The organism is Bacteroides sp. D1 (assembly GCF_000157095.2).
In the GTDB taxonomy this organism is placed as follows: Bacteria; Bacteroidota; Bacteroidia; order Bacteroidales; family Bacteroidaceae; genus Bacteroides; species Bacteroides xylanisolvens.
Window position 1 is genome coordinate 223,179 of sequence record NZ_JH114331.1, and the last position, 22,675, is coordinate 245,853.

At 42.4% G+C, this 22,675-nt stretch carries 16 protein-coding genes; 13 read left to right on the forward strand and 3 right to left on the reverse strand.

From position 1 onward, the window contains the following. Positions 1–28 precede the first annotated feature (28 nt). Positions 29–1,174: a xylose operon transcription regulator XylR gene (locus tag BSAG_RS20555; protein ID WP_004314068.1), complete on the reverse strand. Its 1,146-nt coding sequence runs from the start codon at positions 1,172–1,174 to the stop codon at positions 29–31. Between the two features lie 232 nt (positions 1,175–1,406). Here BSAG_RS20555 and BSAG_RS20550 point away from each other — a divergent pair, with 232 nt between their 5' ends. The 3 genes from BSAG_RS20550 to BSAG_RS20540 all read left to right on the forward strand — a co-directional run bounded on the left by BSAG_RS20550 (position 1,407) and on the right by BSAG_RS20540 (position 4,130). Next, positions 1,407–1,913 (forward strand): HU family DNA-binding protein, encoded by a 507-nt coding sequence (locus tag BSAG_RS20550; protein ID WP_004314067.1) that lies wholly within the window; start codon positions 1,407–1,409, stop codon positions 1,911–1,913. 103 nt (positions 1,914–2,016) lie between these two features. Then, a complete protein-coding gene (locus tag BSAG_RS20545) occupies positions 2,017–3,558 on the forward strand; it encodes a glycine--tRNA ligase (protein WP_004299629.1) in 1,542 nt (513 codons plus the stop codon). Between the two features lie 11 nt (positions 3,559–3,569). Next, positions 3,570–4,130 carry an FKBP-type peptidyl-prolyl cis-trans isomerase gene (locus tag BSAG_RS20540; protein WP_004314066.1) on the forward strand — a complete coding sequence of 187 codons (561 nt, stop codon included), beginning with the start codon at positions 3,570–3,572 and terminating at the stop codon, positions 4,128–4,130. Positions 4,131–4,307: 177 nt separating this feature from the next. Here the strand turns inward: BSAG_RS20540 and BSAG_RS20535 are convergent, their stop codons facing one another. Further along, the gene (locus BSAG_RS20535) at positions 4,308–5,333 is read right to left on the reverse strand and encodes a LacI family DNA-binding transcriptional regulator (RefSeq protein WP_008770385.1); all 1,026 of its coding nucleotides are present in this window, start codon (positions 5,331–5,333) and stop codon (positions 4,308–4,310) included. A 179-nt stretch (positions 5,334–5,512) separates the two neighbouring features. Between BSAG_RS20535 and BSAG_RS20530 the strand changes: the two genes are divergently transcribed. The 10 genes from BSAG_RS20530 (at position 5,513) to BSAG_RS20485 (ending at position 22,530) form a co-directional block, all read left to right on the forward strand. Continuing rightward, a complete protein-coding gene (locus BSAG_RS20530) occupies positions 5,513–6,445 on the forward strand; it encodes an aldo/keto reductase (protein ID WP_004309617.1) in 933 nt (310 codons plus the stop codon). A 15-nt stretch (positions 6,446–6,460) separates the two neighbouring features. Then, positions 6,461–7,384 (forward strand): amidohydrolase family protein, encoded by a 924-nt coding sequence (locus BSAG_RS20525; RefSeq protein WP_004314064.1) that lies wholly within the window; start codon positions 6,461–6,463, stop codon positions 7,382–7,384. Positions 7,385–7,422: 38 nt separating this feature from the next. Continuing rightward, a complete protein-coding gene (fucP, locus tag BSAG_RS20520) occupies positions 7,423–8,715 on the forward strand; it encodes an L-fucose:H+ symporter permease (RefSeq protein ID WP_004314063.1) in 1,293 nt (430 codons plus the stop codon). Between the two features lie 25 nt (positions 8,716–8,740). After that, positions 8,741–9,757 (forward strand): zinc-binding alcohol dehydrogenase family protein, encoded by a 1,017-nt coding sequence (locus tag BSAG_RS20515; protein ID WP_004314062.1) that lies wholly within the window; start codon positions 8,741–8,743, stop codon positions 9,755–9,757. Positions 9,758–10,053: 296 nt separating this feature from the next. After that, complete coding sequence (locus tag BSAG_RS20510; RefSeq protein ID WP_008770384.1) at positions 10,054–11,652, forward strand: glycoside hydrolase 43 family protein; 1,599 nt, start codon at positions 10,054–10,056, stop codon at positions 11,650–11,652. Positions 11,653–11,748: 96 nt separating this feature from the next. After that, the gene (xyl3A, locus tag BSAG_RS20505) at positions 11,749–14,334 is read left to right on the forward strand and encodes a xylan 1,4-beta-xylosidase (RefSeq protein WP_004314059.1); all 2,586 of its coding nucleotides are present in this window, start codon (positions 11,749–11,751) and stop codon (positions 14,332–14,334) included. 553 nt (positions 14,335–14,887) lie between these two features. Next, entirely contained in the window at positions 14,888–16,615 is a 1,728-nt protein-coding gene (locus tag BSAG_RS20500) for a glycoside hydrolase family 43 protein (protein ID WP_004314058.1), read from the forward strand. Between the two features lie 25 nt (positions 16,616–16,640). Continuing rightward, positions 16,641–19,085, forward strand: a complete 2,445-nt coding sequence (locus BSAG_RS20495) for a TIM-barrel domain-containing protein (protein WP_004314057.1) — start codon at positions 16,641–16,643, stop codon at positions 19,083–19,085. 21 nt (positions 19,086–19,106) lie between these two features. After that, positions 19,107–21,083, forward strand: a complete 1,977-nt coding sequence (locus tag BSAG_RS20490) for a glycoside hydrolase family 97 protein (protein WP_004314056.1) — start codon at positions 19,107–19,109, stop codon at positions 21,081–21,083. A 19-nt stretch (positions 21,084–21,102) separates the two neighbouring features. Further along, on the forward strand, positions 21,103–22,530 hold the full coding sequence (locus BSAG_RS20485) for a glycoside hydrolase family 43 protein (protein WP_008997316.1): 1,428 nt from the start codon (positions 21,103–21,105) through the stop codon (positions 22,528–22,530). Here the strand turns inward: BSAG_RS20485 and BSAG_RS23805 are convergent. Beyond that, on the reverse strand, positions 22,454–22,639 hold the full coding sequence (locus BSAG_RS23805) for an ISL3 family transposase (RefSeq protein ID WP_008997706.1): 186 nt from the start codon (positions 22,637–22,639) through the stop codon (positions 22,454–22,456). The genes BSAG_RS20485 and BSAG_RS23805 overlap by 77 nt on opposite strands. Positions 22,640–22,675 lie beyond the last annotated feature (36 nt).

Consider the following 22,675-nt stretch of genomic DNA (forward strand, 5'->3'; position numbering starts at 1 on the left):
GAAAAACAGTCTTCAGAAAGCGTTTATTTTATCTTTGTCTAGTCTTTTTCTGCCGGTATTCAATAGGTGAACATCCTTTGAATTTTTTGAAAATCCGGGCAATGTTATTATAGTCTGTAAAGCCTACTTCCATTGCTAAATCGGCCAATGGACGGTCGGTTGTGAGCAGTAGATCTGCAAGATGATTACACCGGCAATTCAGAATATATTGGTATATAGAGGTATTCAGTGCGTTTTTGAATTTCACTTCGAAGTTTCTGCGGGATAGCGGAATGTTTGCAAGCAGAGACTCTATGGTCAAATCGGAGCTGTAATGTGAATCTATATATTTCACTACTTCGAGAATGTAAGGGTCTTTAATATTGTGTTTCTCCGTCGATTGGCGTAGTTCGATGCGGATGGGGTTGATAACAATATTGAAAGTGCCTTCATGTTCCTTCTTTATTTGTTGATGAATAAGTCTGCCGATAGAATAGCCTCCTCTTTCTACTTCGAGCTCTATGGATGAAATGGGAGGGTCGGAAATATTACACATCAGTTCGTCATTGTCCACGCCTAATAAAGCAATTTCTTCCGGAATAGGAATATTCGTCATTTTGCAAGTTTCAGAAATGAACAGGGCGTGCGCATCATCACAACAAAATAGAGCGACTGGCTTTGGGAGTTGCTGCAACCATTGGCTTACTTCCATTCTTATCTCGTCTTCCTGCTTATCCGATTCGAAACTGAAAAATTCGCCTCCGATACGTTTTACCTCCTGCCGATAACCTTCGCAGCGTTCGTCAGACCAAACAACTCCTTTAACACCGAAATAAGCAAAATTGCGAAACATTCTTTTGGCAAAAAACTGGGCTGCCATTCTTCCCGTACCTTTATAATCACCTGTCAGATTAGAGTAAGTGACGCTCCGGTGATGGTAGTTTTGTAGTACTACCGGAATATTCAGCTCCTTCTGCAAATCGATCGTGTCGTTGTTCCACTGGCCGATAATGGCGTCGGCTTTCCATTCTTTCGCCCATTTCAAAATGCCTTGTTCGCCATGCATTGTGCTATAATAAGAAGGCAGCCGGTAAAAGAGCCAGGGACCGTTTTCTTTGGAGTATTGGACAAGTCCCCGTAGCAGTTTCCTGTCAAATTCGCTTGAATAGTCTATCAATAGAAGAATCTTAATCATAGTTCTATGTTTTTCTTTAGTATAATGTAGGGATGCACAAATATAGAAGAATTCTTTTGTTCTCTCGCAATAAAGACTTAATTTTGTTGCAGCCAACACTTATCTGACACCCGGGTCTCATGAGCACTGACACCCGGGTGTTGGTATGCTTGACACCCGGGTCTCAATGGTGTTGACACCCGGGTGTCAGATAGAACGCGAGTATAAACGAAAAAAGAAAGGAGTATAAACGATGGCAGTGCCTTATGTAGTGAGAAAAAAAGCCGATTTAACATCGGGAGAAAGAAAAGAATTATGGTATGGTGTACCCAAAAAACTGATAGATCCGATTCGGAATAGAGAATTTGCCGAGTACATGGAAAAACGGAGTGGATTTCATCGCGGGCAGATAGATGGTATATTGACGGAAATGGTTGATGCTATCCGTAGTCTGTTGTCTATCGGACAGCCGGTTACTATCGAAGGACTTGGCACATTTCATACGTCACTGACCAGTCCGGGATTTGAACGCCCCGAACAGGTAACTCCGGGAAAAGTGTCCGTTTCACGTGTCTATTTCGTGGCTTGTCCTGAATTTAGCCGGGAAGTGAAAAAAATGAAATGCATGCGTATTCCTTTTAATCTGTATATGCCCGAGGAGATGCTGACCAAAGAAATGAAGAAAGCGGACCGGGAGCAGGAGCGGGAAGAATATGACCGTATGGTGGCACCGGAAATCGAGGAAGAAGTTCAGGAATAAGATAAATTAATACCCTCCCTGTCTTATTTATGAGATAAATCCCTATCTTTGTGGCACTTTTTACGAAAAAAGCAAATTCAAATTAATAGATATAGAAAAGAAAATGGCACAAGAAGACGTTTTTAAGAAGCTTGTATCGCATTGCAAAGAGTATGGTTTCGTATTCCCTTCGAGCGATATCTACGACGGACTAGGCGCTGTGTATGACTACGGTCAGATGGGCGTTGAATTGAAAAATAACATCAAGAAATACTGGTGGGACAGCATGGTGCTGTTGCACGAGAACATTGTCGGTATCGACTCTGCCATCTTTATGCATCCTACTATCTGGAAGGCTTCCGGACACGTAGACGCATTCAATGACCCTTTGATTGACAATAAAGACTCTAAGAAACGTTATCGTGCTGACGTGTTGATCGAAGATCAGCTGGCTAAGTATGACGATAAAATCAATAAAGAAGTAGCGAAAGCTGCCAAGAGATTCGGCGAATCTTTTGATGAGGCTCAATTCCGTTCTACCAACGGACGTGTATTGGAGCATCAGGCAAAACGTGACGCACTTCACACTCGCTTTGCTAAAGCTCTGAACGACGGTAATCTGGAAGAATTGCGTCAGATCATTATTGATGAAGAAATCGTATGCCCGATCTCCGGTACAAAGAACTGGACAGAAGTTCGTCAGTTTAATCTGATGTTCTCTACTGAAATGGGTTCTACTTCCGAAGGAGCCATGAAGATTTATCTTCGTCCGGAAACTGCACAGGGGATTTTTGTAAACTACCTCAATGTACAGAAGACGGGTCGTATGAAAGTTCCTTTCGGTATCGCACAGATTGGTAAGGCTTTCCGTAACGAGATCGTTGCCCGTCAGTTCATCTTCCGTATGCGTGAGTTCGAACAGATGGAAATGCAGTTCTTTGTAAAACCGGGAACTGAACTTGACTGGTTCAAGAAATGGAAAGAAATCCGTCTGAAATGGCATAAAGCTCTTGGATTCGGCGATGCAAGCTATCGTTATCACGATCACGATAAACTGGCTCATTACGCAAATGCCGCTACTGATATCGAATTCCTGATGCCGTTCGGATTCAAAGAAGTGGAAGGTATCCACTCTCGTACTAACTTCGACTTGTCTCAACATGAGAAGTTCTCCGGCAAGAGCATCAAATACTTCGATCCGGAACTGAACGAGTCTTATACTCCGTACGTAATCGAAACTTCTATCGGTGTTGACCGTATGTTCCTTAGCATCATGAGCGCATCTTATTGCGAAGAGCAATTGGAGAATGGTGAAAGCCGTGTGGTTCTGAAATTACCTGCAGCTTTGGCTCCGGTGAAACTGGCAGTTATGCCGTTGGTAAAGAAAGACGGCCTGCCTGAAAAAGCCCGTGAGGTTATTGACAGCCTGAAGTTCCACTTCCATTGCCAATATGACGAAAAGGATAGCATCGGTAAGCGTTATCGCCGTCAGGATGCTATTGGTACTCCGTACTGTGTAACAGTCGATCATCAGACATTAGAAGATAACTGCGTGACATTGCGTAATCGCGATACCATGCAACAAGAGCGTGTAGCTATCTCTGAACTGAATAACATCATCGCAGACAGAGTAAGCATCACTTCTCTATTGAAAACTTTACAATAAACCTTTAACGAATGAGTAAAAAGATCTATTTATTCTCCTTAGTATTGTTGGCTCTTGCATTCACTGCTTGCAGTGAGACGGAAGAGACTAGCCGTTACGATAATTGGCAGGCACGTAGTGTGGCTTTTATAGACTCGATCGCCAGTGTGTATAATAGTCCTGAAAATCAAGCTTTAGCTAATGATGATCCGGAGAAACTTCATGCTTTTCCAGATCCGACGAATAGTCAGACTATATATGTAAAGAAGATAAAAAAAGGGGAAGGAACAGAATCTCCTAAATATACTTCTACAGTAAGTGCACATTATCGTATGTCTTATTTCAATGGAGATGTAGTTCAACAGACTTATACAGGAACAGAGCCAACAGAGTTTGATTCTCCGACAAATTTTACATTGAATGGTGTTATTTCCGGTTGGTCTTATACGCTGATGTATATGAAAGTTGGTGATTTTTGGACTTTGTATATTCCTTATCAAAGTGGATATGGTTCAAGCACCAATGATGGTAACCTGCAAGCTTATTCTGCATTAGTATATAATGTTAGGTTAGAGAAGATTGTAGAGAGATAATCTTATAACAATATAATAAATATGAATATAGGTGTTGGGTCTAAACGATGCAACACCTATATTTTTTCATAATAATAACCGAGTTGCCTTCTTAGAGATTATGCAATATCGTTTTTCTAAAAGTATATAAGGAATTATTCCTTTTGTTTTGTTCCTCCTTGCTTAAATTACAGAAGATTACATTTTTGTTTTTTTTATACTACTCTCCCTAATCTGCAAATGTGTCGGAATCGTCACCTGCTTGATAGTCTTATCTCCTTTTATCTGATCGATAAGTAGTTGGCAGGCAGTTTCTCCCATTTTATAGGTCTGATGTGATACTGCTGATAATTTCGGTTCCACATAATTAGCATGCTGCTCGTCTGTATACCCGATGATTGCCACATCATTCGGAATCCGGAGGCCATGGTTTTTGATAACTTCCATTGCTGCGAAAGCCAATGTGTCATTCATGGCAAGAATAGCATCCGGAGGCTGTGGAAGTGACAGTAAAGTTTCTGTGGCAATCTTGCCTTCCTCATAATCAATCTTCCGGCAGACTACCAGCTCTTTTTCGATGGGAATACGATTCTCACGCAAGGCTTCCAGATAACCATGTTTTCTTCTCTTTACAATATCCAGATGATTGGCTCCACCGATAAAAGCTACCCGCTTACTTCCATTATCCAGAAGATGCTGTGTAGCTATCTGTGCAGATTGGGCCCCATCTGCTATCACCGAAGAAAATTGATCCGTCAGGCAAACACGGTCGAACAGGATAAGTGGCATATTAATGTCTTTCAAGGCGGAGATGTGGGAGAAATCGGTTGTTTCTTGAGACAGACAGGCGATGATACCTTCCACGCGCATATTGACCAGATTCTCAATGTTTCTTTTTTCGTGCTCGTAAGACTCATACGAGGTCGTGATAATCACGAAATATCCGTTGGCAATAGCCATATTCTCTATTCCATTCAGAATTGATGCAAAGAAATGAGTGACAATATCCGGAACGATCACTCCGATGATACGTGGCGCATTTTTCCGTAGGCTCATGGCAAAAGGATTGGGACGATAGTTCATCTCTTTAGCCAGTGCCTTTGCTTTAGCACAAAGTTCACGGCTGATTTCCGGACTATCTTTTAGTGCCCTGGATACAGTAGGAATTGATACCCCCAATGCTTGGGCGAGATCTTTGAGTGAAGTATGTTTCCGGTTTTCCATTTGAAAGTCTGCAACTTAGATTCTTTTTACAAAGAAAGCACATTCCCGGAAAATTAAAAGCATCTGAAGCAATATTTTTTACGTAAACCGTTACGTTGGTTTTTCGACCGCTCTCTGCTGCACTGAAACTATTACTGACCTATTTTTGTCGCATACAAAATGATTTAAAACCTAAAAGTATGCAATACCATGAAATCGGAAAGACAGGGATGAAAGTATCATCTCTTAGTTTTGGAGCTTCTTCTTTAGGAGGAGTTTTCCATGATTTGAAAGAAAAAGAAGGCATTCAGGCTGTGTTTACCGCTGTTGAGGCAGGAATGAACTTTATCGATGTGTCTCCTTATTACGGACATTATAAAGCGGAAACTGTTTTAGGAAAGGCACTTAAAGATCTTCCTCGCGACCGTTATTACCTTTCTACCAAAGTGGGACGTTATGGAAAAGATGGAGTAAATCTGTGGGATTACTCTGCAAAACGTGCGACAGAAAGTGTGTATGAGAGCATGGAACGTTTGAATATAGATTTTATCGATCTGATAAATGTACACGATGTTGAATTTGCCGATTTGAATCAGGTAGTTAATGAGACTCTGCCTGCTTTGGTTGAGTTGCGTGAAAAAGGAGTGGTAGGACACGTTGGAATTACCGACTTGCAACTCGAGAACCTGAAATGGGTAATTGACCATTCACCAAGCGGTACGATTGAATCTGTGCTTAGCTTCTGCCATTATTGCCTGTGTGATGATAAATTAGCAGACTTCCTGGATTACTTCGAATCCAAAGAAATCGGCGTGATTAATGCTTCTCCGCTTTCAATGGGACTGTTGAGTGAACGTGGTGTTCCTGCCTGGCATCCGGCTCCCAAACCCTTGGTAGAGGCTTGCCGTAAAGCAATGGAACATTGCAAAGCTAAGAATTATCCGATTGAGAAACTGGCTATGCAGTTCTCCGTCAGCAATCCTCGTATAGCAACGACTTTATTTAGTACAACTAATCCGGAGAATGTGAAAAAGAACATCGCTTTCATCGAAGAACCTATTGACTGGGAACTCGTTCGGGAAGTGCAGGAGATTATCGGAGAGCAGAAACGTGTAAGTTGGGCAAACTCATAAAACAGCGTCATTCGTATGGACTATACAATTATTGATGCGCACGCCCATCTGTGGTTACGGCAGGATACTGTTGTGGACGGATTGCCTATCCGGACTTTGGAAAATGGCCGTTCGGAATTTATGGGAGAAATCCGGCAAATGGTTCCGCCCTTTATGATAGACGGAGTGAATAGCGCGGAAGTTTTTCTTTCGAATATGGACTATGCGCAAGTGGCTGCGGCTGTCATTACCCAAGAGTTTATTGACGGTATTCAGAATGATTATTTGTCGGAAGTCGTTTCCCATTATCCCAACCGTTTCTTTGTTTGCGGAATGTGTGAGTTCCGCAAACCTGGATTTCTGGAGCAGGCGAAAGAGCTTATAGCCAAAGGTTTTAAGGCTATAAAAATACCTGCCCAACGCTTGTTGTTAAAAGAGGGACGGGTAATGCTGAATAATGAGGAAATGATGCAGATGTTTCATTCTATGGAAGAACGGAATGTCATGCTCTCCATCGATTTGGCTGACGGAGCAACACAGGTTCCCGAAGTGGAAGAGATTATTCAGGAATGTCCCCGCCTAAAAATAGCTGTCGGGCACTTCGGAATGGTGACACGTCCGGACTGGAAAGAACAAATCCGCCTGGCACGTCATCCCAATGTGATGATTGAATCCGGCGGAATCACCTGGCTTTTCAATGATGAATTTTATCCTTTCAAAGGAGCAGTGAAAGCCATTCGGGAAGCGGCGGATTTAGTTGGCATGGAGAAACTGATGTGGGGATCGGACTATCCGCGCACCATTACAGCAATCACCTACAAGATGTCATACGATTTTGTGGTGAAGTCTTCCGAGTTGACGGAAGAGGACAAAAGACTCTTTTTGGGAGAAAATGCCCGGAACTTCTATGGATTCACGGATCTCCCCGTACTTCCTTACATCAAGAACATGTCCGAATGATAGAGAAAACATCCTTATTGTAAAACTAGATTTATACCATGAAAAAGAATACATATACAATACCTTTAGCGTTAGTTTTCTGCCTTTTCTTTCTGTGGGCGATAAGCAGCAATCTGCTTCCCACGATGATCCGGCAATTGATGAAGACATGTGAACTGAATACCTTTGAAGCCTCCTTTACCGAGACTGCCTACTGGTTGGCTTATTTTATTTTCCCCATCCCCATAGCGATGTTTATGAAACGTTACAGCTATAAGGCGGGAATTATTTTCGGACTGGTATTAGCAGCAATCGGAGGCCTGCTTTTCTTTCCTGCCGCCATTTTAAAAGAATATTGGGCTTACCTCTGTATCTTCTTTATTATCGCTACGGGAATGTGCTTTCTGGAGACAGCTGCCAATCCGTATGTGACGGTTTTAGGAGCCCCCGAAACAGCTCCCCGCCGATTGAATCTGGCGCAGTCTTTCAATGGACTCGGAGCTTTTATCGCTGCCATGTTTTTGAGTAAGCTCATCCTTAGCGGAACTCATTACACGCGAGAGACCCTTCCTGTAGATTATCCGGGAGGCTGGCAGGCCTATATCCAATTGGAAACGGATGCCATGAAACTCCCTTATCTGATATTGGCTATACTGTTGATTGCCATAGCTGTTGTCTTCATCTTTTCAAAATTGCCAAAGATTGGGGACGAAGGAGAAACGGCTTCTTCCGATAAAACGACTTCTTCGGGTAAAACGAAAGAGGGCAGCCAGAAAGAAAAACTGATAGACTTCGGTGTATTGAAGCACTCACATTTGCGGTGGGGAGTGATTGCGCAATTCTTCTATAACGGCGGACAGACGGCGATAAACAGTTTGTTCCTGGTTTACTGTTGTACTTATGCCGGATTGCCGGAAGATACGGCGACTACCTTCTTCGGATTGTATATGCTTGCATTTCTTTTGGGGCGTTGGATCGGTACCGGATTGATGGTGAAATTCCGTCCACAGGATATGCTACTGGTTTACGCCTTGATGAATATTCTTTTGTGCGGGGCAGTGATGATATGGGGAGGTATGATCGGGTTATACGCAATGTTGGCTATCTCTTTCTTTATGTCTATAATGTATCCCACGCAGTTCTCATTGGCGCTAAAAGGACTGGGGAATCAGACAAAGAGCGGTTCGGCATTTCTGGTAATGGCTATTGTCGGCAATGCCTGCCTGCCACAGTTGACGGCTTATTTCATGCATGCCAATGAGCATATCTATTATATGGCCTATTGTGTACCGATGATTTGTTTTGTCTTCTGTGCATATTACGGCTGGAAAGGTTATAAAGTAATCGATTAATAAATTTATTTATCAAACATATCCAATGAAAGCAGTTCAAATTGTCAATCCCTCCGAAATGAAGGTGGTTGAACTGGAAAAACCGACCGTTGGTGCCGGTGAAGTATTAGTAAGAATCAAGTATGTGGGTTTCTGTGGCTCCGACCTGAATACCTTTTTAGGACGTAACCCAATGGTGAAGTTACCGGTAATCCCGGGACATGAGGTAGGAGCGGTGATTGAGGAGATTGGTCCGAATGTTCCGGCTGGCTTCGAAAAAGGGATGAACGTGACATTGAATCCATACACCAATTGTGGTAAATGTGCTTCTTGTCGTAATGGTCGTGTCAATGCTTGTGAGCATAATGAAACGTTAGGAGTGCAACGCAATGGAGTGATGTGCGAATATGCCGTATTGCCTTGGACAAAGATTATTCCGGCAGGTAATATCTCTCCTCGCGATTGTGCGTTGATTGAGCCGATGAGTGTCGGATTCCATGCGGTATCTCGTGCGCAGGTGATCGATAATGAATATGTGATGGTTATTGGCTGCGGTATGATTGGTATCGGTGCCATTGTACGTGCTGCTTTGAGAGGGGCAACGGTTATTGCTGTCGATCTGGATGACGAGAAACTGGAACTGGCGAAAAGGGTAGGTGCTTCTTATGTGATTAACTCCAAGACAGAAAATGTACACGAACGGATGCAACAGGTAACGGAGGGCTTCGGTGCCGATGTGGTGATTGAAGCTGTCGGCAGTCCGGTCACTTATGTGATGGCGGTGGATGAAGTCGGTTTTACAGGACGTGTGGTTTGCATCGGTTATGCCAAGAGTGAAGTAGCTTTCCAAACGAAATATTTCGTTCAGAAAGAACTGGATATTCGTGGTTCCAGAAATGCGTTGCCGGCAGATTTCCGTGCGGTTATTAATTATATGAAAGAAGGGAATTGTCCGGTGGAAGAACTGATTTCGAGGATAGCAAAACCGGAAGGGGCTTTGGAAGCTATGCAAGAATGGACGGCGAATCCGGGAAAGGTGTTCCGTATACTGGTTGAGTTCTGATAAGTTCTTGTAATAAGAATAGTTGTTGATGCCTGTTGTTTCGGGTATGTAATAAGTGAGAGGAGGCTGAATACAGTCTCCTCTCTTTGGGAGATAGGGTGATGTAACATGAGTAAATATAGATGTAACATTCTTCATTCGATATGTAGCATCACAAAGAAATCATGTAGCATACTTTGGTCAATATATCTGTTTGCATTTTCTATTTTTGTGATGTGGAAGATAACAAGGAACATTTTAAATAATTAGCTTTCAAATAATAGATAATGTAGCCAGTTAATAAAAAAACGATGATTATGCTGAAAACAAAAATCAACACTATTCTGCTGTGTATTCTTTTTACATTGTTCTTCCCGCTATCAGCCGGAGCACAATACCGTAATCCTATTCTTTATGCTGACGTTCCCGATATGTCGGTGTGTCGCGCAGGCGATTACTTTTACATGGTTTCTACTACTATGCACCTGATGCCGGGAGCGCCTATCATGCGTTCGCCGGACATGAAACATTGGGAAACTATCAGCTACGTATTTCCCCGCATTGACGATGGTCCCCGTTATGATCTGCTCGAAGGTACTGCTTACGGGCAAGGACAATGGGCATCATCTATCCGCTATCATGACGGTAAATTCTATGTATGGTTTACAGCCAATGGTGCGCCCGGACGTGGGTTTGTCTATACTGCGACAGATCCGGCCGGTCCCTGGAAACTTCTTTCGCGCCCCCCGCATTTCCATGACGGTTCGCTTCTGTTTGATGATGACGGGCGGGTGTATCTCTTTCACAGTACGGGACAGCTTACGGAGTTGAAACCTGATTTGACCGATGTACTTCCCGGTGGCATCAATCAGCAAATATTTGAACGGGATGCTGACGAACAAGGTCTGTTGGAAGGTAGTTCTGTCATCAAGCATAATGGAAAATATTACTTGCTGATGATTTCTATGGATTGGAGTATTCCCGGCCGTCTGCGTCGTGAAGTATGTTATCGTGCCGATAAGATTACCGGACCTTACGAAAAGCGTGTCATTCTTGAAACAGAGTTCGACGGGCATGGCGGTGTTGGTCAGGGATGCATCGTAGACGGGAAAAACGGTGAATGGTACGGACTGATTTTTCAGGATCGTGGTGGCGTAGGGCGTGTGCCGTGTCTTATGCCTTGTACATGGACGGAAGATGGTTGGCCTATGCTGGGAGACAAGGATGGGCACATTCCGAATGATACCACTTTATCGTATATGTCAATGGATGGTATCTGCGGTTCGGATGATTTTTCCGCTTCCGGGCTTTCCCTCTATTGGCAGTGGAATCATAACCCCGTCGATCAGGCATGGAGCCTTACCGACCGTCCCGGATTTCTGCGTTTGAAAACCTCCCGTGTGGTAGATAACCTGTTTGTTGCTCCCAATACGTTGACTCAACGTATGGTAGGACCGAAATGTATGGGCACTGTCAGTCTCTCTCTGGGGGGGATGAAAGATGGTGACCGTGCAGGATTATCGGCTTTTAATGGTGACAGCGGTGTGCTTACGATTGAAAAGAACGGAAATAAACTGTCTCTTGTGATGAGTGAACAGAAAAGCGTATTTGAGAAAACGAAGCGTGCCATTAGCCGTGTGAATATGACCGAACAAGCCCGTATACCTCTTAACAAAGAGCTTGTCTATTTGCGTGTGGAAGGTGACTTTACCAATGGACGGGATGAGGCTCGTTTTTCTTATAGTCTTGATGGGAAAACATGGCTACCTGTCGGTCTGCCTATTAAGATGAAGTTTGACTACACCCGTATGTTCATGGGTAGTAAGTTTGCCATATTTAACTATGCTACACGTTCCGTGGGCGGTTATGTGGATGTGGACTCTTTTGATTATTCGTTCTGTGATGCGTCAATGTAACACACAAATATGTATTTGTAACCAATGAAACATTGTTTTATTGGAAAATAGGTTATTTTTGTTTCTAAATTAATCATAACTAATAAGTATAATATTATGAAAAGAGGTTGGATACCGATTATGGGTGTTTGTTTGGTGTTATCGTTTTCGGCATGTAAGCAATTGCTGCCTTACCAGGACACTTCTTTAACGGCGGAACAACGGGCGGAGGATTTGTTGCCCCGGTTGACTTTGGAAGAAAAAGTATCATTAATGCAAAATGCGTCACCTGCTATCCCTCGACTGGGAATTAAAGAATATGAGTGGTGGAATGAGGCGTTGCACGGTGTGGGACGTGCCGGATTGGCTACTGTTTTTCCCCAGTCTATCGGTATGGGAGCTTCTTTTAATGATTCATTATTATATGAAGTGTTCAATGCCACTTCCGATGAGGCTCGCGTAAAATCGCGTATTTTCGGTGAAAGCGGCGTGCTGAAACGCTATCAGGGATTAACATTCTGGACACCGAATGTCAATATATTCCGTGACCCTCGTTGGGGACGCGGTCAGGAAACATACGGTGAAGACCCTTATCTGACAGGACAAATGGGAATGGCTGTAGTCCGTGGTTTGCAAGGACCGGAAGATGCCAGATATGATAAGCTGCACGCATGTGCCAAGCACTTTGCCGTTCATTCAGGACCGGAGTGGAACCGGCATAGTTTTGATGCGGAGAATATAGATCCCCGGGATTTATGGGAAACCTATCTGCCTGCTTTTAAAGATTTGGTACAGAAAGCACATGTAAAGGAAGTGATGTGTGCCTACAATCGTTTTGAGGGAGAGCCTTGTTGTGGCAGCAATCGCCTGTTGATGCAAATATTGCGGGATGAATGGGGATACAAAGGCATTGTAGTCTCTGACTGTGGAGCGATCTCCGATTTCTATAGACCGGGAACGCATGGGACTCATCCGGATAAGGAACACGCTTCGGCTGGTGCCGTGCGGGCAGGTACAGACCTTGAATGTGGAAGTGAATATGCTTCACTGGCGGATGCTGTAAAAGCCGGTTTGATTGACGAAAAAGAAATAGATATTTCATTGAAACGTTTGTTGACGGCACGTTTTGAACTGGGAGAAATGGACGAACAATCGGCTTGGTCGGAAATTCCAACCTCTGTCTTGAATAGTAAGGAACATCAGGCATTGGCTTTGCGTATGGCCCGTGAATCATTGGTGCTCTTGCAGAATAAAAACAACATCTTGCCTCTGAATACCCATCTGAAAGTAGCTGTTATGGGACCTAATGCCAATGACTCCGTGATGCAGTGGGGAAATTATAACGGTATTCCGGCACATACGGTTACCTTATTGGAAGCTGTCCGTGCCAAACTACCGGAAGGACAAATCATATACGAACCGGGTTGTGACCGTGTGGACGGAAAGACACTCCAAAGCCTGTTTGATGAATGTAGCATAAATGGTAAACCCGGTTTCTTGGCAGAATATTGGAATAATCGTGATCGTGAAGGGGAAGTGGTTGCTACCGATCAGATTTCCACTCCGTTCCATTTTGCGACAACAGGGGCTACTACATTTGCGCCCGGTGTGGAAATCACTAATTTCTCGGCTCGTTATGAATCTGTCTTTCGTCCTTCGCAGTCGGGTGATGTTGCTTTCCGTTTCCAACTGGATGGTGAAGTGACTCTTATTATAGATAGTGAGCAAGTGGCTCGGAAAATATATGTTAAGAATCCGACGAACCTCTATACGTTACAGGCGAAAGCTGGAAAAGAGTATCATATCGAGATTTTATTCAAACAACGGAATGAAAGGGCTACACTTGATTTTGATTTGGGCAAAGAGGTAGGGATTGACTTGAACCTCGCAGTGAAGAAAGTAATGGATGCTGATGTGATTCTTTTTGCAGGTGGAATTTCTCCAAGTCTGGAAGGTGAGGAAATGCCGGTAGAAGTTCCCGGATTTAAGGGTGGTGACCGTACGGATATTGAACTTCCGGACGTTCAACGTGATTTGTTGAAAGCTTTGAAGAAGGCTGGTAAAAAGGTTGTCTTTATCAATTATTCCGGTTCAGCTATCGGACTAGTGCCCGAAACGACTACTTGTGAAGCGATTCTGCAAGCATGGTATCCGGGACAGGCGGGTGGTACAGCTATCGTTGATGCCCTTTGGGGAGAGTATAATCCCGGTGGACGCCTGCCGGTCACTTTCTATAAGGATGTGAATCAATTGCCGGACTTTGAAGACTATTCCATGAAGGGGCGTACCTATCGATATATGCAACAGCAACCACTTTTCCCATTCGGTCATGGGTTGAGTTATACTACGTTTACTTATGGAGAAGCTAAATTGAGCAAGAATACAATCGCGAAAGGTGAAAATGTAGTATTGACTATTCCGGTAAGCAATGTCGGGCAACGTGATGGAGAAGAGGTGGTTCAGGTTTATTTGAGACGTCCGGGTGATAAGGAAGGTCCCCGTTATACCTTGCGTGCTTTCAAACGCGTTCATATTCCGGCAGGGAAAACTGAATCAGTAGCTATTTCTCTTACACATGAGAGTTTCGAATGGTTTGATGAGGCGACTAATACCATGCATCCGGTGGCAGATACTTATGAATTGCTGTATGGAGGTACTTCCGAACAGAATCAATTGAAGTCAGTAACTGTGCATGTACAATAATTTATGGATGATAAAATTAAGCATAAGATCAAAGAAATATTTTTAATAATAATCGTTGTTATTCTATCCGTTTCATTTGCGCTTGTTTACGGCTTAAATCCGCTAAATCACAATTATCGGTTATCGTATATAATTGGTATGGGGGGCTTTGCTATATTACAACTTATTGGTGAATTCCCTTTTATAAAGTGTAGAATGAGGCGTTTAATATATTGGTTAATAATTATGCCTATACTAATTGTTTTATATTTTTTGATTTAAGAAAAGAGCTGTATTAATTTGTGTTCCTTTTTAGGGAATGTCATAATTGAACTTACGTTTAGGCTAGTCTGAACAACAAACAGAGAGAATGTGTCACAAACCTATAGTGATACATTCTCTTTGTTTTATAGCCTCTTGTTACATCAGAAAAGAATCATGTTACACGTCTGTGATAAATGTAACCTGTATATAGATGCCTGTATCATGATTGTACATATATGATAAAACCGAATCGATACATTTGCAAACACTACTATGGAACAGAAAATTATAGAAAATAAAAAGTGATAATATGAGAACATTAAAATTGATTTTGTCGGGCTGGCAATCCGTGGGTCTTGTCGTATTTTTTATGCTGTTTTTTAATATGGAGGTGAGTGGCAAGGGTAAAATAACAAAAAATGCTCCTGTCTTTACGCAATTTATTTATCAGGGGGAGGATGCTATTTATCAAAACAATCCTTTAAAGCCGGGTGAGTTCTATAATCCTATTTTGCAGGGTTGCTATCCCGATCCGAGTATAACGCGGAAAGGGAATGATTATTATTTAGTGTGCTCATCTTTTGCTATGTTTCCCGGGGTGCCTATTTTCCATTCTAATGATCTGGTCAACTGGAAACAAATCGGTCATGTGCTGGACAGAACGTCACAATTAAAGGTTGAAGATTGTGGTATTAGTGCTGGTGTATATGCTCCTGCTATAAGATATAATCCCAATAATGATACGTTTTATATGATAACCACTCAATTTTCCGGTGGCTTTGGAAATATGGTGGTAAAGACAAAGAATCCGGAGAATGGCTGGAGTGATCCGGTCAAACTTCAATTTGAAGGCATTGATCCTTCTCTTTTCTTTGATGATAATGGCAAGGCATACGTGGTACATAATGATGCTCCTGCTAAAGCAAATGAGCGTTACTCGGGACACCGTGTCATAAAAATATGGGATTATGATGTGGAGAATGATAAAGTGGTTCCGGGAACGGACCGGATCATCGTAAACGGTGGCGTCAATATAGAAGAAAAACCGATATGGATTGAAGCTCCTCATATCTATAAGAAAGATGGACGTTATTATTTAATGTGTGCCGAAGGAGGAACCGGAGGCTGGCATAGCGAAGTCATTTTTGTAAGTGATCATCCGAAAGGACCTTATCTTCCGGCAAATAATAATCCTATTTTAACTCAACGTTATTTTCCTGCAAACCGGGCGAATAAAGTAGACTGGGCTGGTCATGCAGACTTAGTGGAGGGACCCGACGGAAAATATTATGGTGTATTTTTGGGAATACGCCCTAATGAGAAGAACAGAGTGAATACCGGACGCGAAACTTTTATTCTTCCGGTGGACTGGAGCGGAACATTTCCTGTTTTCGAAAATGGGCTTATCCCTATGAAACCTACATTGAAGATGCCTTCGGGAGTAGAGAACCAAACAGGGAAAAACGGTTATTTGCCTAGTGGCAACTTTGTCTTTAAGGATGATTTCTCCGATAAAACATTAGACTTAAGATGGATTGGTCTTAGAGGGCCTCGTGAAGAATTCGTTGATATGACCGATAAAGGGTTGCGGATCATCCCTTTTACCTCAAATATTAATGAAGTGAAACCTACTTCTACTTTGTTCTACCGTCAGCAGCATAATCAATTTACAGCAGCAGCAACCATGGAGTACAAACCGAAAAATGAGAAAGATTTTGCCGGTATAACATGTTATCAGAATGAAAGATATCACTATGTTTTCGGTATCACTAAAAAGGGAAAGGACTATTACCTGATACTGCAAAGAACCGAAAAAGGACAAGCGAGTGTCCTAGGTGAGGTGAAGATAGAAACAGAGAAACCTGTGACACTGCAAGTAACAGCTAATGGAGATGATTATCGTTTTAATTATTCGATTGATGGCAAGGGTTTCCTAAATTTAGGAGGAACCGTTTCCGGCGATATTCTTTCTACTAATGAGGCTGGTGGCTTTACAGGAGCAATGATTGGACTGTATGCAACATCTGTTGGTAATTAATTAGAAACCTTATTATTCTATAATTATGAAAATACATCATCTATTTTGGGGTATATGTTTATGCTTCAGCACAAATATCTTATTCGCACAGAACTATCAGAAAACATCGTCCGGCATCAAAACCACTGTAAATGCAGTGGATATAGAAGTACAATTTTTTGCGCCTGCTGTGGCGAGAGTAATAAAGTCACCGGAAGGTGTTGCCTATGAAAAACAGAGTCTTTCTGTAATTGCCAAACCTGAAAAGGTGAGTTTCAAAGCTGATATACAAGATAATAAGATTGTATTGAACACCAGTGAACTAAGTGTCAGTGTGGACACCGGGACGGGAATTGTTTCTTATTTCTCAAAGGATGGCAAATCATTATTGGCAGAGAAATCCGGTATGCAGTTTATCGATTTCGATGATGCCGGGACAAAAACTTATCAGGTTTATCAACCTTTTGTATTAGATAAGGAGGAAGCCATTTATGGTTTGGGACAATTGCAAAATGGAAAGATGATTCAGCGGAACATGACTAAAAATCTGATACAGGGAAATGTTGAAGATGTGTCACCTTTCTTCCAGTCTACTAAAGGATATGGTGTGTTTTGGGATAACTATTCGCCGACTCTTTTTACGGATAACGAAGTTGAAACATCTTTCCGTTCTGAAGTAGGTGACTGTGTGGATTATTACTTCATGTATGGGAAAAATGCCGACGGTGTTATAGCACAGGTACGCAGCCTGACCGGGCAAGCACCGATGTTTCCTTTATGGACTTATGGTTACTGGCAAAGTAAAGAAAGATATAAGAGCCAGGAGGAAGTGGTAGACGTTGTTCGTAAATATCGTGAATTGGGTGTTCCCTTGGATGGTATTATTCAGGATTGGCAATATTGGGGGCATAACTATTTGTGGAATGCGATGGATTTCCAGAATCCGACTTTCAATCATCCTCAAAAGATGATTGAGGATGTCCATGCGATGAACGCACACATGGCTATATCTATCTGGTCGTCATTCGGACCGATGACCAAGCCTTATAGAGAATTGGATAAAAAAGGAATGTTGTTTAACTTCACTACCTGGCCGCAATCGGGATTGGAGTCATGGCCCCCCAACATGGAATATCCTTCCGGTGTAAGAGTGTATGATGCTTACAATCCCGAAGCGCGTGATATTTATTGGCAATATCTGAATGATGGAATTTTCAAGCTGGGAATGGATGCCTGGTGGATGGACTCTACCGAACCCGATCATCTGGATTGGAAGCCGGAGGATATGGATACCAAAACCTATCTGGGCTCGTTCCGTAAGGTGCGCAATGCTTATCCGTTGATGACTGTCGGAGGGGTTTACGACCATCAGCGTGCAATGACTTCGGACAAACGTGTGTTTATTTTAACCCGTTCGGGATTCTTGGGGCAACAACGTTATGGTGCAAATGTATGGAGTGGTGATGTCGCTTCCACATGGGAGAGTTTTAGAAATCAGATTCCTGCCGGATTAAACTTTTCTTTGTGTGGTATGCCTCACTGGAATAGTGATATTGGTGGCTTTTTTGCAGGACATTATAATAAAAGCTGGAATGATGATAGTGCTTCGAAAAATCCATTGTATCAGGAGCTTTATGTGCGTTGGTTGCAGTTTGGAACGTTCAATCCGATGATGCGTTCGCACGGGACGGATGTTTATAGGGAAATCTATAAGTTCGGAAAGAAGGGTGAGCCTGTATATGATGCTATCGAGAAGATGATAGGTTTGCGTTACTCTCTGTTGCCTTATATTTATTCTACTTCTTGGGAGGTGAGCAATCGCCAATCGAGTTTTATGCGCGCTTTGATGATGGATTTTGTAGATGACAGAAAGGTGTGGGATATCAATGACGAATATATGTTTGGAAAATCGCTCCTTGTGGCTCCGATTGCTCATGCACAATATACACCGGAAGCTGTGGTAAAAGTCTCCGAAGAAGAAGGATGGAACAGAGATGGAGCGAAAAAAACAAAAACTGACGTTGCTGTGGATTTCATGGAAACGAAATCTACTAACATATACTTACCGGCAGGAACGCTATGGTATGACTTCTGGACAAACGAGAAACATGAAGGCGGAAAGGAAATTACCAAAGAGACTACACTGGATGTTATTCCATTGTATGTAAAAGCGGGTAGTATTATTCCTGTCGGTCCACAAGTTCAGTATGCAACTGAAAAACCGTGGGATCATCTTGAATTGAAGGTGTATGCGGGTGCGAATGGAAACTTCATTTTATATGAAGATGAATTTGATAATTACAATTACGAAAAAGGAGCTTATACGGAAATTCCAATCTCTTGGAATAATGTATCTCGTAAATTGACGATAGGGGCAAGAAAAGGTACGTATGAGGGAATGTTGAAGAACCGTAAATTTACTGTAACTCTTCAGGACGGGACTCAAAAAAACGTCGATTATAATGGGAAAGCGATTTCTGTAAAGTTTTGATTGTAAATAGAATGTGTGATTATGTCAGTAGAAAAGAATCTAAAAAGTAGAAATATGATGAAGTTTTTTATAGTAATGGCTATGCTATTGGGTAGTAGCGTTGCAAGTGCAGAAAATAAACAGATAGCAAGTCCTGATGGAAAGTTGGTAGTAACAGTCGCAGATATGGATGGAAGACCCTCTTATTCTGTTAGTTATGACAATGTTCTTTTTTTGAAGCCATCTCCATTGGGGATGATTGCAAATATAGGAGATTTTTCATCGGGGATGTCGTTGGAGAAGAATGTTTCAACCAATAAAATAGATGAAACATACGAGCTGGCTTCTATTAAAAAGAGCAAGGTTCGTTATGTGGCAAATGAAGCTGTATTTTCGTTTACGCAACAAGGGAAAACAATTTATGATGTTATATTCCGCATAAGTAATAACGATGTTGCTTTTAAATATAAGATATATCCGCAAGGTGAGACACTAAGTTGCGTGGTTAAGCAAGAAGTCACAGGATTTGTATTTCCTGACGGAACCACCACTTTCCTTTGTCCGCAAAGTAAACCGATGGGAGGATTTGCCCGTACTTCTCCAAGTTATGAGACGTCTTATACGGCAGATGATGTCGCAGGGAAAAATGGCTGGGGAGAAGGATATACATTTCCCTGTCTGTTCCGTAATGGAGATAACGGTTGGACACTTGTTTCCGAAACGGGAGTAAATGGCGGATATTGCGCAAGCCGTCTGTTGGGACACAAAGAAGGGGTGTATACCATTGGATTTCCGCAAGAAGGTGAAGCAAATGGGAATGGTACGGTTTCTCCGGGGATAGCGTTGCCGGGCGAGACGCCTTGGCGTACTATTACTGTGGGCAAGACTTTGGCTCCAATAGTGGAGACAACCGTTCCTTTTGATGTTGTAAAACCGCTTTATTCGGCAAAAGGAGAGTATACGTATGGCCGGGGTTCATGGAGCTGGATTATCGGTATGGATGGAAGTACTAATTATAAAGAGCAACTCCGGTATATTGATTTTTCGGCAGCAATGGGCTATCAGTCCGTGTTGGTGGATGCTTTGTGGGATAAGCAAATAGGGCATGATAAAATTGAAGAATTGGCTAAATATGGGAAGGACAAAGGGGTAGCTCTTTATTTGTGGTATAATTCGAATGGGTATTGGAATGATGCACCACAAACTCCGAGAGGCATTATGGATAATGCGATAGCCAGACGTAAGGAGATGAAATGGATGCAAAGCATTGGCATTCGTGGAATAAAAGTTGACTTTTTCGGAGGTGACAAGCAAATGACTATGCAGTTGTATGAGGATATCTTGTCGGATGCAAACGAGTACGGTCTTTTAGTTATTTTCCATGGATGTACTTTGCCTCGTGGCTGGGAACGTATGTATCCTAACTTCGCATCGAGTGAGGCTGTATTGGCTAGTGAAAATCTTCATTTCTCTCAAGGCAGCTGTGATAATGAGGCTTTTAATGCCACCCTGCATCCGTTTATCCGTAACACTGTGGGTAGCATGGATTTTGGAGGTAGTGCATTGAACAAATATTATAATGCGGATAATGCTCCACGGGGAAGCCGGCGGGTGACATCAGATGTCTACGCACTAGCTACGGCGGTGCTATTTCAGAGTCCGGTACAGCATTTTGCTCTGGCACCGAATAACCTGACCGATGCTCCGTCGTGGGCAATTGATTTTATGAAAGAGGTTCCAACGACTTGGGACGAAGTACGTTTCATTGATGGTTATCCTGGTAAATACGTTATTCTTGCCCGTCGTCATGGCGACAAATGGTATATTGCCGGAGTAAATGCGCAGAAGGAAACACTGAAACTTAAAGTTAATTTGCCGATGTTCTCCAATGGAGAAAAGGTGAGACTATTCAGTGATGATAAGGCATTACAGGGTAGCGTGAAACAAATAGAAATAGGAAAGAATCAAGAATTGCAACTATCTATTCCTTGCAATGGCGGAGTATTAATAACCAAATAACTGTTTAAACTGATAGAATATGAAAAACTTGAATTTTTGGGGTGTATCACTCCTGTTGGTCATGATGGCTGTTTCGGGAACGGCACAAAATCCTATTATCCAGACAAAATATACCGCTGATCCGGCTCCGATGGTATATAATGATACCGTTTTCCTTTACACCACTCATGATGAAGATGATGCCGAAGGATTTAAAATGTTGGACTGGTTACTTTATACTTCCATCGATATGGTCAATTGGACCGATCATGGAGCGGTCGCTTCTCTGAAGAGTTTTGATTGGGTGAAACGTGATAACGGTGCCTGGGCAGAACAAGTCATCGAACGTAATGGCAAATTTTATATGTATTGTCCGATTCACGGTAATGGTATTGGCGTATTGGTCTCCGACTCTCCTTACGGTCCTTTTAAAGACCCATTGAACAAACCATTGGTTTGGCAGAAGGAGCATTGGTATGACATTGACCCGACCGTATTTATTGATGATGACGGACAAGCGTATATGTATTGGGGCAATCCGAATGTTTATTATGTGAAACTGAATGAGGATATGATTTCATATTCGGGGGAAATTGTACAAGTGGAAAATAAACCGGAACATTACCAGGAAGGTCCGTGGGTGTATAAACGGAACGGGCATTATTACATGGCTTTCGCTTCAACTTGTTGTCCGGAAGGGATTGGCTATGCCATGAGCGACAAAGCTACCGGACCATGGAGTACAAAAGGATATATTATGCGTCCAACAGAGCGGAGTAGAGGGAACCATCCTGGAATTATCGATTATAAAGGTAGCTCTTATGTATTTGGCCTAAATTATGATTTGCTTCATTTAGAGACTTTGGATCATAAGGAACGCCGTTCGGTATCTGTTGCAAAAATGCATTATAATCCGGATGGAACTATTAAGGAAGTTCCTTATTGGCAGGAGACGAAACTGGAACAGATTGAAAACTTTAATCCTTACCGTAGAGTGGAAGCTGAAACGATGGCTTGGGGATATGGTCTTAAAGCTGAAAATCATAAGAATGGTGGTTTGTATATAACCGATATTGATGATAATGAATATCTGTGTGTGCGTGGTGCCGACTTTGGCAAGAAGGGAGCAAAGAAATTCAGTGTAAGCGCAGCTTGTGTTGAAAAAGGCGGAATGATAGAAATTCGTCTGGACAGCACTGAAGGTCCGGTAATAGGCAGTGTCAGTATATCACCGACAGGAGGACTGGATATATATAAACAGATGTCATGCCGGATAAAGAATGCAAAGGGTGTACATGATCTTTATTTCTGCTTTAAAGGAGAGAAAGGAAACAAACTTTTCAATCTGGATTATTGGGAATGGTTCTTCGTCAAATTTGGTGGTACTTCTTCTATTGTGAATAAAGAATCTTGGCTCTCAGTAGTTTACTTCCTGCCCTATTGTACATCTGCCTTTTTACCGCTTTAATTTTATTCACTGTCCCCTCCAGTAATCCGTTATTAAAGGGGATATCAATAGCTGCCTGTACTGCCTCCCAGTCTTTTTCAATACCATATGCAAAGTTCGTCAGTGCCATATTCCGTGTTGCCTTCGCTTTTTCAATCCACTTTCT